Raw genomic sequence first — 15,590 nt, forward strand, 5'->3', positions numbered from 1 at the left:
GCCGTCCGGGTCCCGCCCGGGCGGCGGCGGCTGCGTCCGGTGTACGACGAGCACCTGCACGCCCGCGTACGGGGCGACGCCTGGCCGTCCTGACGGCCCGTCGGAGACGGCCGTCCGGGCTCACGCCCCGTAGAAGAGTTCCTCCACCACCGCGCGGGCGCGGCGGGTCGTGCGGCGGTAGTCGTCCAGCATTTCGCCGGCGCCGCCCTCGCCGTAGCCCAGGTAGCGGCCCACCGCGCCCAGTTCGCGGGCGTCCGAGGGGAAGGTGTCGCCCGCGCGGCCGCGGACCAGCATCACGGCGTTGCGGACGCGGGTGGCCAGGACCCAGGCCTCGTCCAGGATCTGGGCCTCCTCGGTCGGGATGAGGCCCGCGGCGTGGGCGGCGGCCAGGCCCTCGCGGGTGCGGGTGGTGCGCAGGCCGGGCTCCGCCCAGCCGTGCCGCATCTGGAGGAGCTGTACGGTCCACTCGACGTCGCTCAGGCCGCCGCGGCCCAGCTTGGTGTGCAGGGTCGGGTCGGCGCCGCGCGGCAGCCGCTCTGACTCCATGCGGGCCTTCAGGCGGCGGATCTCGCGGACCTCGTCCTCGTGCAGCCCCTCCACCGGGTACCGCAGCGGGTCGATCAGGTCGATGAAGCGCCGGCCCAGGTCCGCGTCGCCGGCCACCGGCTCGGCCCGCAGCAGCGCCTGGCTCTCCCACACCAGCGACCAGCGGCGGTAGTAGGCGGCGTACGAGCCGAGGGTGCGGACCAGCGGGCCGCTGCGGCCCTCCGGGCGCAGGTCCGCGTCGATCAGCAGCGGCGGGTCGGCGGTGGGCAGCTGGAGCAGCCGGCGCATCTCGGCGATGACGGCCTGCGCCGCCTTGGCGGCCTCCTGCTCGTCGACGCCCTCGCGCGGCTCGTGGACGAAGAGCACGTCCGCGTCGGAGCCGTAGCCGAGTTCGTGGCCGCCGAAGCGGCCCATGCCGATGACGGCGAAGCGGGTGGGGAGTTCGTCGCCCCACTGGTCGCGGACGGCGGCGCGCAGGGCGCCGGCCAGGGTGACCGCCGTCAGGTCGGAGACCGCGCTGCCGACCCGGTCGACCAGCGTGCCGTGGTCCTCCTCGACCGGGTTTTCCTCCGTGCCGTACGAGTCGATGATGTCCGCCGCGGCGGTACGGAACAGCTCGCGCCGCCGCACCCCGCGCACCACCGTGATCGCCGTCTCCGCGTCGTCGGCCCGTCCGACCGCCGCCAGCACCTCCTGCTCCAGCGCCTCGCGTTCGCGCGGCCGCAGCCCCTCCTCGTCGCCGAGCAGCGCCACCGCCTCCGGGGCGCGCAGCAGCAGGTCGGGAGCGAGCCGGCCGGCGGAGAGTACGCGGGCCAGGTTCTCGGCGGCGGCGCCCTCGTCCCGCAGCAGCCGCAGGTACCAGGGCGTCTTGCCGAGCGCGTCGGAGACCTTGCGGAAGCCCAGCAGGCCGGCGTCCGGGTCGGCGGAGTCCGCGAACCAGCCCAGCAGCACCGGCAGCAGGGTCCGCTGGATCGCGGCCTTCCGGGTGACGCCCGAAGCGAGCGCCTCCAGATGGCGCAGGGCCGCGGCCGGGTCGGCGTACCCCAGGGCCTCCAGCCGCTGCCCCGCGGCCCGCGGCGACAGCCGGATCTCACCCGGCGCCAGCTGGGCCACGGCGTCGAGCAGCGGCCGGTAGAAGAGCTTCTCGTGCAGCCGCCGCACCACCGAGGCGTGCCTCCGCCAGGCCTTGTTCAGCTCGGCCACCGGCTCGGTGCGCAGCCCCAGCGACCGCCCCAGGCGCCGCAGGTCGTTCTCGTCCTCCGGCACCAGGTGCGTGCGCCGCAGCCGGTACAACTGGATGCGGTGCTCCATGGCGCGCAGGAAGCGGTACGCGTCCCCCAGCTGCGCGGCGTCGGTGCGGCCGACGTACCCGCCGGCGGCCAGCGCGTGCAGGGCGTCGAGGGTGGTGCCGGAGTGCAGGGTGGCGTCGCTGCGCCCGTGCACCAACTGCAGCAGCTGGACGGCGAACTCGACGTCCCGCAGCCCGCCGGGACCGAGCTTCAGCTCCCGGTCCACCTCGGAGGCCGGGATGTTGTCGACCACCCGGCGGCGCATCTTCTGCACGTCGGCGACGAAGTTCTCCCGCTCCGACGCCTGCCACACCAGCGGTGTTATGGCCGAGACGTACTCCTCGCCCAGCTCCTCGTCGCCCGCGACGGCCCGCGCCTTCAGCAGCGCCTGGAACTCCCAGGTCTTGGCCCACCGCTGGTAGTACGCCAGGTGCGAGGAGAGGGTGCGCACCAGCGGTCCGTTGCGCCCCTCGGGCCGCAGGTTCGCGTCCACCGGCCAGATCGTGCCCTCGACGGTGGTCTCGGAGCAGATCCGCATCAGGTGCGAGGCCAGCCGGGTGGCAGCCTGCAGCGCAGCTGCCTCGTCGGTCCCGCTCGCCCCGTTGGCCGCCTCCCCGACGAAGATCACGTCCACGTCGGAGACGTAGTTCAGCTCGTGTCCCCCGCACTTGCCCATCGCGATGACCGCGAGCCGGCACTCCGCCGCGTCCTGCGGCGCCGCCATCGTGGCGATCCGCAGCGCCGCGCGCAGCGTCGCCGTCGCCAGGTCCGCCAGCTCCGCCGCGGTCTGCGCCACGTCCGTCGTGCCGCACACGTCCCGCGCGGCGATGGACAGCAGGCACCGCCGGTACGCGACCCGCAGCGCGACCGGGTCGTGCGCGTCGGCCAGCCCCGCCTCGAACTCCGGCAGCCCCGGGTGCAGATCGGCCGCCTCGTACGTGACCAGGGCCTGCCAGTCCAGCGGGTGACGGGCCAGGTGGTCGGCCAGCGCCTCCGAGGCGCCGAGCACCCCGAGCAGCCGGTCGCGCAGCGGCTTCGCCGTGGTCAGCGTGGACAGCAGGGCGCTCCGGCCCTCCGGATCCTGGGCCTCCGTGAGGCGCACCAGACCGCGTAGGGCAAGATCGGGGTCGGCGACCGCTCCCAGTGCGTCGAGCAGCACCGGATCGGTGCGTACGGGGGCCAGCTCCTGGGTGTCCAACAGACGCTCGGCGGCCGAGGGGTCGGTGAAACCGTGTCGCAGCAGCCGTGTGAACGTACTGCTCCTGCGTCCGGGGACCGTCATCCCGTCGCCTCCGCTTCCCTGCCGTCCGCTCCGGCCTGCCCAGCCGGGTCCGGGTCACGAGCCTAGCCGGACGGGATCGCGGGAGCCCCGACCGACCTCACAACCTGATGAACCCGCGCCGCCCGATGAACCAAATCCCTTCCTTTTCCCTCTGTCTGACTGCTATGAGGTGTCCGCGGTCCGCGGCACCGGCCCCGCACGATCCCGAGGCGTGACCCGATGCCCCCTGCCCGCCGCATCCGTTTCGCTGCCCTTTTCACCGTGGTTGCCGCCAGCGCGTCCGCCGCGGTGGCCGTCGTGTCCGGAGGACGGGTCACGGCCCTGGACACGCCGCAGCCCGCCGCGGCCCCGACCCGTACCGTCGGCGGCTCCGTGCTGCAGATCGTCGCCCACCCCGACGACGACCTCTTCTTCATGAACCCGGACCTGAGCCGCTCGCTCACCTCCGGGCACGCGCTCACCACCGCCTACCTCACCGCCGGCGAGTCCGACGGCGTCAACGCGGCCCGCGGCCCGCACTTCAAGGACCCGCGGCCGGCCGCCGACCGCGGCCGCTACGCCGAGGCCCGGCAGAACGGCATACGCGCCGCCTACGCCCAGATGGCCACCGGCGACCGCACCAGCCCCTGGAAGCGCTCCGCCGTCGAGACGGCCGGCGGCGGCCACGCCGAGATAGACGTCCTCGTGTCCCGGCCCCAGATCAGCCTGGTCTGGCTGCAGCTGGGGGAGGCCCGTACCGTCACCGGTTACCGGCCGGACAGCCTGCGCGGCCTGTGGGAGGGCCGGATACCGCGCCTGGAGGCCCAGCTCGCCTCGGGCAGCCCGGTCACGACCCCCTTCGCGTACACCAAGGACGAGGTCGTCGCCACCATCGCCGGCGTGCTGGAGCGCTTCAGGCCCACGACGATACGGATGCAGGACCCCACCCCCGGGCGGCACCCCCGCAGCGGCAAGTTCACGGACCATCAGGACCACATGTACGGCGCCCGGTTCGCGCAGGCCGCGGCGGCGCGGTACGAGCGCTTCCCGGACCGCCCGCACTACTCGGTGCAGAACTACCTCGGCTACCTCAACAGCGCCCTGCCCCACGCCCTGGACCCGGCCACCGCCAACGCCAAGCTGCGCATCGTCAAGACGTACGCGTGGATGGACAAGGAGGACTACTGCGGGAGCCCGGCCGGCTGCGGCGACCGCAAGGTGGCCGCCCGTCCCACCGGCGCCAACTGGGTGCAGAGCCAGCGCTACACGCGCGGCGAGAGCACGTCCTGGCTGGTCGAGGGCGCGGAGGGCGGACTCTACGCCTTCGCCGTGCTCGACGGCCGGATGGCGGTCTGGCACCGCACCGGCCCCCAGGGCCGCTGGACCGGGCCTGACCTGCTGCCGGGCCCCGGCCTGGACCCGGGCGCGTCGGCCGCACGCATGCCCGACGGCCGCGTCGCGGTCTTCGGCACCCGCACCACCCTCGGGCAGCGGGCCGCCGACTACCGCCGGGACGTGGTGTTCGCCGTACAGGACATCCCCGGGGGCCCCTTCGGCTCCTGGCAGTCCCTGGGCAGCCCGGAGACCGCGGACGCCACCGGCACCTCCGCGATCAGCGGTCCCGCCCCGGTCACCCTCGACGGCAGCGGACGCCTCGCGGTGTACGTACGGGACGCGCGCCGCACGCTGCGGGTGCGCGAGCAGCTCCCCCAGGGCGGCTGGACCCCCTGGCTCCGGCTCGGCGGCACCGACCTGATGGGCGAACCGGTGGTGACGAAGGACGCGTCGGGCCGCCGGTACGTGACGGCCACCACCCCCCGCACGGTGCTCAGCTGGTACCAGCAGTTCCCCGGCGGCCGCCTGACGGGCCCCCACCCCACCGGGCTGCCGCCGACCACCCTCCCGCTCTCGGCCGCCCCCGAGGGCGACGGGATACGGCTGTTCTTCCGCAAGCCCGACTCGGGCGCGGTGCGCACCGTGACCCTGGCGCCCGGGGCGGGCAAGGCGCTCGTCTCCCCGGTCCGCGAGGTCGGGGGCACCGCCGGGTACGGCGCGGTGAGCGCGGCGGGCGGACTGCTGACCGGGCGGGTCGCCGGCGGCACCGTCGGGGTCTCGCCCCTCGCGGGGCCGCCCGCGTGGTCGGAGTCGGAGATGCTGTTCGCCGGATCGCCGGCGAGCGCGGCGGAGAGCACCGGTCCGGCCACCACGGCCGTGCTCGGGCTCGACGCGAAGCTGCACTGGACGACGTACCCGCCGGGGAGCGTCCAGGGGGGCCGGCCCCAGCCGTGGCGCCCGGCGGTGACGGAGCCCCAGGACCGGCCCTAGGCACCGTCCTCAAGCGCCCTGCGGTACCCGGCGGCTGCGACCCCGGCGGCTGTTACGCATCCGCCGGGTACCCGTAACGGACATACCGCGTTAACCATCACATCACCGTGCTTATGATGCTAAAAATTGCCCGGTATGGAAGGTGACGCCCCGTTATGCCCCCGACGCATCGTCGCCGCACCCCACCCCGGACGATGCGCAGGGGCACCCTCGCCCTCCTCGCCGCGCTCTGCGTGGCGGCCGCCGGCACCGTCGCCTACGAGGCCGCCCCCGGCGGCACGGGCACCGGCACCGGCACCGCACGGGCCGGAGACCGCACCGCCGCCGGCACCGACGCCGGCCGCGGCTCCGTACTCCAGGTCGTCGCCCACCCCGACGACGACCTGTACTTCATGAACCCCGACCTCTCGCAGTCCATAGCCGCCGGCCGGCCCCTCACCACCGTCTACCTCACCTCCGGCGAGAGCGACGGAGTCAACGCCGCCGGCGGCCGTGGCGCCCCCCGCCCCACCGCCGACCGCGCCGCGTACGCCGAGGCCCGCCAGAACGGCATCCGCGCCGCCTACGCGCAGATGGCCACCGGCGACCGGACCTCCCGCTGGACCCGGTCGGCCGTCGCCACCGACGGCGGCGGCCACGCGGAACTCGACGTGCTCGACACCGCGCCCTCGGTCCGCCTGGTCTGGCTCCAGATGCGCGAGGCACGCGTGGTCAGCGCCTACCAGCCGCACAGCCTGCACGGCCTCTGGGACGGGCGGGTGCCGCGCCTGGAGTCGCAGCTCACCTCCGGGACCCCGGTCGGGACCCCCTTCTCGTACGACAAGGAGCAGGTCGTCCGGACCCTCACCGGCCTGCTGGAGACCTACCACCCGACCCTGGTCCGCACCCAGGACCCCACCCCCGGCCGGTACCGGGCCACCCGCAAGCCCACCGACCACCAGGACCACATGTACGGGGCGCGGTTCGTGCAGGCCGCCCTCACCCGGTACGCCGCCGAGGACCGGCACCGCCCGCACTTCACCGTCCAGAACTACCTCGGCTACCAGAACAGCGCCTTCGCCACGGCCCTCGACCCCGAGAACGCCCGGCGGAAGCTGGCGGTCCTCGACGCGTACGCCGGGCTCGGCGGCCAGGACTGCGGCAGCCCGGCCGGCTGCGGGGACCTCAAGGTCTCCCGCAACCCCGGCGGCAACCACTGGAGCCAGGACATCCGCTACGCCCGCGGCAACAGCACCTCCTGGCTGGTCCCCGCCCCCGGCGGCCGGCTGTCGGCCTTCTCCGTGCTCGACGGACAACTGGCCGTCTGGGAGCGCCCCGGCCCCACCGCCCCCTGGACCGGCCCCGCCCTGGTCCCCGGCACGGGCATGGACCAGGGCGTCTCCGCGCTCCGGCTGCCCGACGGCCGCACCGCGGTCACCGGCACCCGGACCGAGCTGGGCACGCGCGGCACCGACTACCGGCGCGAGGTCGTCCTGGCCGTCCAGCGGACCCCGGGCGGCGCCTTCGGCCCCTGGCAGTCCCTCGGCACCCCCGAGCGGGACGACGAGGCCTGGCTCTCCGACCTCGGCGCCCCGGCCCTCGCCGCCGACGGCACGGGCCGCCTCGCGGTGTACGTGCGCGACGGCGCCCAGACGCTGCGCGGCCGCACCCAGCGGGCGGACGGCGACTGGGGCCCCTGGGACCGGCTCGGCGGCACCGACCTGCACGGCAACCCGGCCGCGGCCACCGACGCCCAGGGCCGGCGCTACGTGTTCTCCAGCACCGGCAGGTCGGTCCTGGGCTGGGCGCAGCGTTCCGCGGGTGCCCCGCTCGGCCCGGCCACCGCCACCGGCCTGCCCCCGACCACCATCCCGCTCACCGCGGTGCCGGACGGTTCCGGCGTGCGGCTCTGGTTCCGCAAGCCGGGCTCGGGCGACGTCCGCACCGCCCTCGCCGGCCAGCCTCCCGCCGGGCAGGCGCCCGGCCTGCGGGTCTCCCCGTTCACCGAGACCGGGGGACCGGGCGGGTACGGCGGGATCGCGGCCGCGGGACAGCTGTCGGCCGCCCGCTCCGCCGACGGCGGGCTCGCCACCGGCGGCGGCCCCGGACGGGTCTGGGAGCACGCCCGGGTGATGTTCGACGGCGCTCCCGCCGGAGCCCGTACCGACGACGGACGGACCACGCTGGCCGTCGTCGGCGTCGACGGACGCCTGTACTGGAGCGCCACCGACGGCTCGCGGGACGCCGCGCTGTCCCCGTGGGCGCCTGCGGGCACCGCGGCGGACTGATCCCCGGGGGTCCGCGGGGGGCCGGCGAGCGGCCCGCGGGCGAGTCACGAGAACGCCTCACCCGGGATGCGCGGGCCGGGGGCCCGCCCCAGGGTGGGCCCATGGGAATCGACGAATTCGGAGGGGGCCTCGACCCCCGGGCCGGCGTGCTGGTCGTGACGACGAACGACGTCCCGGGGCACCGGGTCCAGCAGGTGATCGGTGAGGTCTTCGGCCTGACCGTGCGGTCGCGGCACCTCGGCAGCCAGATCGGGGCGGGGCTGAAGTCCATGCTCGGCGGCGAGCTGAAGGGCCTGACGAAGACGCTGGTGGAGACCCGCAACCAGGCCATGGAACGGCTGGTGGAACAGGCGCAGGCACGCGGTGCCAACGCCGTCCTGGCCATGCGCTTCGACGTCACCGAAGCCGCCGACGTGGGCACGGAGGTGTGCGCGTACGGCACGGCGGTGGTGCTGGCCCCGGAGTAGCGGGGCGGCCGGCGCACCCCGGAGCGGCGGGACGGGCCGGCGCAGAGTGCCGCTCAGCGACGGGCGCGCCTCAGCGGCGGATACGGTTCAGCAGCGCGTCGCTCAGCGGCGGCGGCGACTGGTCCTCGGGCAGCCGCGGCAGCCGGTGCGCGAGGGAGCCGTACCAGACGTACGACAGGGAGTAGCCGAAGGCGAGGCAGAGCATGCCGCCCACCGCGTCCAGCCAGAAGTGGTTCGCGGTGGCCACGATGACGACCAGCGTGGCCGTCGGGTAGAGCAGGCCCAGGATCTTCGCCCAGGGCGCGGAGGCCAGGGCGAAGATCGTCAGTCCGCACCAGAGCGACCAGCCGATGTGCATCGAGGGCATCGCCGCGTACTGGTTCGACATGTGCTTGAGGTTGCCCGAGGCCATGGAGCCCCAGGTGTGGTGCACCAGCACCGTGTCGATGAAGTTCTCGCCGGTCATCAGCCGAGGCGGCGCGAGCGGGTACAGGTAGTAGCCGACCAGGGCCACACCGGTGGTGGCGAAGAGGACCAGGCGCGTGGGCGCGTACCGGCCCGGGTGCCGGCGGTAGAGCCACACGAGCACGCCGATGGTCACGACGAAGTGGAGCGTGGCGTAGTAGTAGTTCATGCCGACGACCAGCCAGGTCACGGAGTCGACGGCATGGTTCACCGTCTTCTCGACGGCGATGCCCAGGTCGTGCTCCACCCGCCAGATCCAGTCGGCGTTGCGCAGGGCGGCGGCCTTCTGCTCCGGGACGGCGTTCCGGATGAGGGAGTACGTCCAGTAGCTGACCGCGATCAGCAGGATCTCGAACCACAGGCGCGGCCGGCGCGGTGCGCGGAGCCGCTCCCAGAGGGTGCGCGTGGACCCGCCCGGGCGGTCGTCCTCGGTCACGATGGGTGACGCGACATCCGTCCGGGTTTCCAGTGTCTTCACGCTCGCTTCACCCATAGGGAAAGAGTCTGCCAGATCGGTCCTGCCCTCCGATCATCCCTCGGGACGGTCTTCAGTGCATCAGATCAGTCCTACGTATGACCTTCGTACGGCGGACCCCTCCGGGACCCTCCCGAGAGCCGGCCGGGGACCCTCCCCGGACCGTCCGCCGGGACCGTTCCCGGGCCCCTCAGGGCCTGGAGGGACCCGAGGCCGTCGATCCGCGGACCACCAGCTCCGGGAGGAAGACGAACTCGCTGGGCGGGGCGGGGGTGCCGCCGATCTCCTCCAGCAGCGTGCGGACGGCCGCCTGCCCCATGGCCTGCACCGGCTGCCGGATCGTGGTCAGCGGCGGGTCCGTGAACGCTATGAGCGGGGAGTCGTCGAAGCCGACCACCGACACGTCCTGCGGCACGCGCAGCCCCTGCTGCCTCGCCGCCCGGATGGCACCGAGTGCCATCATGTCGCTGGCGCAGACCACGGCCGTGCAGCCCCGCCCGATCAGCGCGGTCGCGGCCGCCTGGCCGCCCTCCAGGCTGTAGAGGGAGTGCTGGATCAGCTCCTCGGTCTCGGCGGGGCTCAGCCCCAGCCGCTCGCGCATCGCCGCGTGGAAGCCCTCGATCTTGCGCAGCACCGGGACGAACCGCTTCGGGCCGACGGCCAGGCCGATCCTGGTGTGGCCGAGCGAGGTGAGGTGCGTGACGGCCAGCTGCATGGCGGCGCGGTCGTCGGGCGACACGAAGGGCGCCTGCACCTTGGCGGAGTAGCCGTTGATGAGGACGTACGGCACGCCCTGGCCGCGGAGTTGGTCGTACCGGGTCATGTCCGCGGTGGTGTCCGCGTGGAGACCGGAGACGAAGATGATGCCGGAGACCCCGCGGTCCACCAGCATCTCGGTGAGCTCGTCCTCCGTGGAGCCGCCCGGGGTCTGGGTGGCGAGGACGGGTGTGTACCCCTGCCTGGTCAGGGCCTGCCCGATGACCTGCGCGAGGGCGGGGAAGATCGGGTTGTCCAGTTCGGGGGTTATCAGTCCGACGAGGCCGGCGCTGCGCTGGCGCAGCCGCACGGGCCGCTCGTAACCGAGCACGTCGAGCGCGGCAAGCACGGACTCACGGGTGCCCGCGGCCACACCGGGCTTGCCGTTGAGCACGCGGCTGACTGTGGCTTCGCTGACCCCCGCCTGGGCTGCGATGTCGGCAAGCCTCGCGGTCATGGGATTGGACTGTACCGGTCGCATGTCAGATTGCCCACCACGTGCAGGAATCAGCGGGAATAAGGACAGTCCTCCCGCCCCCGCCGAGCGGGGAGCTGGAGAGCACCGGCCGTCCGGGGGAGGGAAGTTCGACGGGGGCGCCCCGGGTGTTGAAGGTGCAGACGAAGCCCGGCCGCCCGAAGGCGAGCACCCCTGCCGGGGAGTCCAGCCACCGCATGCCGTTCCCTCCGCCGTTCCCGGCCGGGTCGGGTCCCGCGCCCAGCCCCGGCAGCGCCCGGCGCAGTTCCAGGGCCGCGCGGTACAGCTCCAGTGTGGAGTGCGGGTCGCCGGTCTGCGCCTCCACGGTCAGGCCCGCCCAGTCCGCGGGCTGCGGCAGCCAGCTGCCGCCGGGCCCGAAACCGTACGGCGGTTCCGCGCCCGACCACGGCATCGGCACCCGGCACCCGTCCCGCAGCCCCTCCTGCCCGTCCGCCGAGGCCCCCTGCGCCCCGGTGGCCGGGCCGCCGCGCCGGAAGGCGGGGTCGCGCCGCACCTCGTCCGGCAGGTCGGCGACCTCCGGCAGGCCCAGCTCCTCCCCCTGGTACAGGTACGCCGACCCGGGCAGCGCCAGCATCAGCAGCGCCGCGGCCCGCGCCCGGGCCAGGCTGCCGTACCGCGTGGTGTGCCGCACGACGTCGTGGTTGGACAGCACCCAGGTGGTGGGGGCGCCCACGGAGGCGGTCGCGGCCAGCGACTCGTCGATCACGCGCCGCATCGCCGCCGGGTCCCAGGGGCAGTTCAGGAAGCGGAAGTTGAAGGCCTGGTGGAGCTCGTCGGGCCGGACGTACAGCGCCAGCCGCTCGGAGGTGGGCGCCCAGGCCTCCGCGACGCCGATCCGCTGCCCGGGGGTGCCGCACGGGCGGAGGGCGGGGGAGTAGGAGTCGAGGAGCCGCCGCCAGGAGCGGTGGATCTCGTGCACCCCGTCCTGGTCGAAGAAGGGGAGCACCTGCTCGCCGATCAGCCGGGCCTGGCCGCTGTGCCCGATGTCGGGCAGGCCGGGTGGCTTGACCATGCCGTGGGCGACGTCGACGCGGAACCCGTCGACGCCCAGGTCGAGCCAGAAGCGCAGCACCGAGTCGAACTCCTCGCGGACCTCGGCGTGCTCCCAGTTCAGGTCGGGCTGCTCGGGGGCGAAGAGGTGCAGGTACCACTCCCCGTCGTCGACCCGGGTCCAGGCGGGGCCGCCGAACACGGACTCCCAGTCGTTGGGCGGCAGGTCCCCGCCGGGGCCGCGGCCGGGCCTGAAGTGGTAGCGGACCCGGGCCGAGGGGTCGCCGAGCGCCTCCTGGAACCAGCGGTGCCGGTCGGAGGTGTGGTTCGGCACCACGTCGACGATCACCCGCAGCCCCAGGTCGTGGGCGGCCCGCACCAGGTCGGCGGCGTCCTCCAGGGTGCCGAAGAGCGGGTCGACGGCGCGGTAGTCCGCCACGTCGTAGCCGCCGTCGGCCTGGGGGGAGGCGTAGAAGGGGGTGAGCCAGACCGCGTCGACCCCGAGCCGGGCGAGGTGTGGCAGCCGGGAGCGGATGCCGCGCAGGTCCCCGACGCCGTCGCCGTCGCTGTCGGCGAAGGACCGTACGTATACCTGGTAGATCACCGCGTCGCGCCACCAGCCGGTCGGCTTGCTGGAAGGACTTTCAGTGTGGACGACGGTCAGCTCCTGGGTCATATCGGGGTCAACGCGACGACACCCCCCTGGGTTGCGGGCCCCCGGCGTCGAACAGCCAGCAAGGAGCGGCAACCTTCCGGACACGCGGATGTAACGATCCCCTGAGCTTGCAGAAAATTGCCGCAAGGCCTTTCGGTCGTCTTTCAAGCTTGTTACGTTCCCTTCCACTCGGCACCGCGAGGGAGCGGTCGGGATCACTGAAGGAGTTCATATGCGGCGTGGCATAGCGGCCACCGCGCTGGTCGCGGCCCTGGCGCTCGCGGCGACGGCCTGCGGCGGCGACAAGAACGACGGCGGCGAGGACGGCAAGAAGGCGGGCGGCGAGCTCTCCGGCACCGTCACCTGGTGGGACACCTCCAACGACGCCGAGAAGGCCACCTTCGAGAAGATCGCGAAGGCCTTCACCGCCAAGCACCCCAAGGTCACCGTCAAGTACGTCAACGTCCCGTACGGTGACGCGCAGAACAAGGCCAAGAACGCCTTCAGCAGCGGTGCCGACGCCCCGGACGTGATCCGCGCCGACGTCGGCTGGGTCGCCGACTTCGCCTCCCTCGGCTACCTGGACAAGGTGCCCGCCGAGGCGGCCAAGAAGGTCGACTCCGAGTTCCTGCCGCAGGCCGCCGCCTCCGGCAAGTTCGAGGGCACCACCTACGCGGTCCCGCAGGTCATCGACACCATGGGCCTCTTCTACAACAAGAAGATCCTCAAGGACGCCGGCGTCGAGGCCCCCACCTCCCTCGAGGAGCTGAAGAAGGCCGCCGCCACGATCAAGAGCAAGACCGGCAAGACCGGCCTCTACCTGCGCGGCGACGACTCGTACTGGTTCCTGCCGCTCATCTACGGCGAGGGCGGCGACCTGGTCGACGCCAAGAACAAGACGGTCACCGTCGACTCCCCGGCCGGCGTGAAGGCCTTCAAGGCCGCCCGCGACCTGGTCACCTCCGGCGCCGCGCTCACCAACGCGACCGACGGCTGGAACAACATGCAGACCGCCTTCAAGTCGGGCAAGGTCGCCATGATGATCAACGGTCCGTGGGCCGTCGCCGACGCCTACGCCGGTGACGAGTTCAAGGACAAGGCCAACCTCGGCATCGCCGCGGTCCCGGCCGGCTCCGCCGGTCAGGGCGCCCCGCAGGGCGGCCACGACCTGGCCGTCTACGCGGGCTCGAAGAACCGCGACGCCGCCCACGCCTTCGTCGAGTACATGACCTCGCAGGAGGTCCAGGTGCAGTCGGCCAAGGAGCTCTCCCTGCTGCCCACCCGTACCGCCGCCTACGAGCAGCCGGACGTCAAGGGCAACGAGATGGTCCAGTTCTTCAAGCCCGCCGTCGACAAGGCCGTCGAGCGCGCCTGGATCCCGGAGAACGGCAGCCTGTTCGCCCCGCTCCAGGTGCAGTACACCAAGGCCGTGACCGGTGCGGCGAGCCCGGAGGACGCAGCGAAGGCGGCCGGCGCCGAGTTCCGCAAGATCCTCAAGGGCTGGAAGTAAGAGCCGAGAGCCGAAGACGGTAGAGGAAGGCAGGCCGACGGAGGATGGCTGTGGACACCACCACGAGCCAGTCGGTGGCGAAGGCCGCGGGCGAGGATCTCGCCCGCGGCCGGAGCCGCAGGACTGACCAGCGACCCGGAAAGTTCCGCCGGGCGGTTTCGACGCACTGGTACGCGTGGGCGATGATCGCCCCCGTGGTGATCGTGCTCGGCGTGATCATCGGCTGGCCCCTGGTCCGCGGCATCTACCTGTCGCTGACCGACGCCAACGAGCGCAACGTCGCCCGCACCATCGGCGTGAACGAGATCGAGGCCACGTACGAGTTCGTCGGCCTCGACAACTACACGGCGGTGCTCTCGGACCCGGTCTTCCTCCAGCGCCTGGTGTGGACGGTGGTGTGGACCGTCGCCTGCGTCTCCATCACCTTCACGCTCGGCCTGGTCCTGGCCAACATGCTGAACCGGACCTTCAAGGGCCGCGGCTTCTACCGGATGGCGCTCATCCTGCCGTGGGCCGTGCCCGGCTTCGTCTCCGTCTTCGCCTGGCGGTTCCTCTTCAACCGCGACAACGGCATCCTCAACAAGCTCCTCGAAGGCGGCGGGATCAGCGCGATCCCGTGGCTCGACGACCCCACCTGGGCCAAGGTCTCGGTCATCGCCGTCAACGTCTGGCTCGGCGTCCCCTTCATGATGGTCGCCCTGCTCGGCGGCCTGCAGTCCATATCCGGCGAGCTGTACGAGGCCGCCGAGATGGACGGCGCCGGCCCCTGGCAGCGCTTCCGGCACATCACCCTGCCCGGCCTGCGCTCGGTCAGCATGACGGTGATCCTGCTCTCCACCATCTGGACCTTCAACATGTTCCCGGTGATCTTCCTGCTCACCCGGGGCGGTCCCGGCGACGCGACCGAGATCCTGGTCACCCAGGCTTTCCGCGAGGCGTTCATCGAAAGCCCCCGCGACTTCGCCGGCTCGGCGACCTGGGGCGTGCTGATCCTCGCCCTGCTCATGATCTTCGCGCTGGTCTACCGGCGTTCGCTGCGCAAGCAGGGAGAGGTGTGGTGACCATGGCCACGACGAACCCCACCACCCCCGGCACGGCCGCGGCCAAGCCCGTGCGCAAGCGCGGCGAGCGCAGCCCGCTCGCCTCCTTCGGCCTGCACGCCACCCTGGCGGTCGCCTCGATCGTGGCGGTCTTCCCGGTCCTGTGGGTGCTGCTGACCTCGCTGAAGCCCGCGAAGTACGCGATCACCACGGACTTCCTCAAGGACACCACGCTCGACAACTACCGCTACCTCGTCGAGCAGACCTCCTTCTTCACCTGGTTCGCCAACTCCGCGCTCGTCGCCGGCGTCACCACGGTCCTGGGCGTCATGATCGCGGCCACCACCGGCTACGCGGTCAGCCGCTTCAAGTTCCCCGGCATGCGCCCGCTGATGTGGACCCTGCTCATCACGCAGATGTTCCCCATGGCGATCCTGATCGTGCCGCTCTACAACCTGATGGGGCAGCTCGGGCTGCTCAACCAGCCCGTCGGCCTGATCATCACCTACCTCACCATCGCGGTGCCGTTCTGCGCCTGGATGATGAAGGGCTTCTTCGACACCATCCCGGTGGAGATCGACGAGTCCGGCCGCGTCGACGGACTCAACCCCTTCGGCACCTTCTGGCGGCTGATCCTGCCGCTGGCCAAGCCCGGCCTGGCCGTCACCGCCTTCTACTCCTTCATCACCGCCTGGGGCGAGGTCGCGTACGCCTCCGCCTTCATGGTCGGCGAGGAGAACCTCACCCTCGCGGGCGGCCTGCAGACCTTCGTCACGCAGTACACCGCCAACTGGGGCCCGATGACCGCCGCCTCGGTGCTCATCGCGATCCCGGCCGCGGCGTTCTTCATCTTCGCCCAGCGCCACCTGGTCGCCGGCATGACCGCCGGCGCCACCAAGGGCTGACGCGCGGGGCCTTCCCGGGCCGTACGTACGGAACCTCCGCACAGGGTCCCGTACGTACGGCCCCCACCCCGTACCACCGACCGACGCGCGTACACGACTCAGCGCGGCGCCGACCCCGACCGTCCGGCGCCGTCCCACCCCGA

General features: G+C 73.0%; 10 protein-coding genes. 6 read left to right on the forward strand and 4 right to left on the reverse strand.

Annotation, left to right across the window (positions count from 1 at the left end):
• Nucleotides 1-120: 120 nt before the first annotated feature.
• Entirely contained in the window at nt 121-3,117 is a 2,997-nt protein-coding gene (locus tag ACIQUQ_RS06645; RefSeq protein ID WP_403972059.1) for a bifunctional [glutamine synthetase] adenylyltransferase/[glutamine synthetase]-adenylyl-L-tyrosine phosphorylase, read from the reverse strand.
• A gap of 261 nt (nt 3,118-3,378) precedes the next feature.
• Between ACIQUQ_RS06645 and ACIQUQ_RS06650 the strand changes: the two genes are divergently transcribed.
• The 3 genes from ACIQUQ_RS06650 (at nt 3,379) to ACIQUQ_RS06660 (ending at nt 8,155) form a co-directional block, all read left to right on the forward strand.
• Complete coding sequence (locus ACIQUQ_RS06650; RefSeq protein ID WP_403972061.1) at nt 3,379-5,421, forward strand: PIG-L family deacetylase; 2,043 nt, start codon at nt 3,379-3,381, stop codon at nt 5,419-5,421.
• A 194-nt stretch (nt 5,422-5,615) separates the two neighbouring features.
• Nucleotides 5,616-7,688, forward strand: coding sequence for a PIG-L family deacetylase (locus ACIQUQ_RS06655; protein WP_403972063.1), 2,073 nt, complete (start codon nt 5,616-5,618; stop codon nt 7,686-7,688).
• 101 nt (nt 7,689-7,789) lie between these two features.
• The gene (locus ACIQUQ_RS06660) at nt 7,790-8,155 is read left to right on the forward strand and encodes a YbjQ family protein (protein WP_403972065.1); all 366 of its coding nucleotides are present in this window, start codon (nt 7,790-7,792) and stop codon (nt 8,153-8,155) included.
• 70 nt (nt 8,156-8,225) lie between these two features.
• On the opposite strand, the gene ACIQUQ_RS06665 is transcribed toward ACIQUQ_RS06660, so the two are convergent.
• The 3 genes from ACIQUQ_RS06665 to ACIQUQ_RS06675 form a co-directional block, all read right to left on the reverse strand.
• Entirely contained in the window at nt 8,226-9,113 is an 888-nt protein-coding gene (locus ACIQUQ_RS06665; protein WP_403972067.1) for a phosphatase PAP2 family protein, read from the reverse strand.
• 172 nt (nt 9,114-9,285) lie between these two features.
• Nucleotides 9,286-10,308: a LacI family DNA-binding transcriptional regulator gene (locus tag ACIQUQ_RS06670; RefSeq protein ID WP_403972069.1), complete on the reverse strand. Its 1,023-nt coding sequence runs from the start codon at nt 10,306-10,308 to the stop codon at nt 9,286-9,288.
• A gap of 25 nt (nt 10,309-10,333) precedes the next feature.
• Nucleotides 10,334-12,013 (reverse strand): alpha-amylase family glycosyl hydrolase, encoded by a 1,680-nt coding sequence (locus tag ACIQUQ_RS06675; RefSeq protein ID WP_403972071.1) that lies wholly within the window; start codon nt 12,011-12,013, stop codon nt 10,334-10,336.
• Between the two features lie 211 nt (nt 12,014-12,224).
• Between ACIQUQ_RS06675 and ACIQUQ_RS06680 the strand changes: the two genes are divergently transcribed.
• The 3 genes from ACIQUQ_RS06680 to ACIQUQ_RS06690 are packed head-to-tail and all read left to right on the forward strand — an operon-like array spanning nt 12,225 to nt 15,447.
• Nucleotides 12,225-13,502, forward strand: coding sequence for an extracellular solute-binding protein (locus ACIQUQ_RS06680; RefSeq protein WP_403972073.1), 1,278 nt, complete (start codon nt 12,225-12,227; stop codon nt 13,500-13,502).
• 44 nt (nt 13,503-13,546) lie between these two features.
• Nucleotides 13,547-14,563 (forward strand): carbohydrate ABC transporter permease, encoded by a 1,017-nt coding sequence (locus tag ACIQUQ_RS06685; RefSeq protein ID WP_403972075.1) that lies wholly within the window; start codon nt 13,547-13,549, stop codon nt 14,561-14,563.
• 2 nt (nt 14,564-14,565) lie between these two features.
• Nucleotides 14,566-15,447 carry a sugar ABC transporter permease gene (locus ACIQUQ_RS06690; protein WP_403972077.1) on the forward strand — a complete coding sequence of 294 codons (882 nt, stop codon included), beginning with the start codon at nt 14,566-14,568 and terminating at the stop codon, nt 15,445-15,447.
• The last annotated feature ends 143 nt before the right edge of the window (nt 15,448-15,590 follow it).

It is taken from the genome of Streptomyces sp. NPDC101118 (genome assembly GCF_044759445.1).
Classification (GTDB): domain Bacteria; phylum Actinomycetota; class Actinomycetes; order Streptomycetales; family Streptomycetaceae; genus Streptomyces.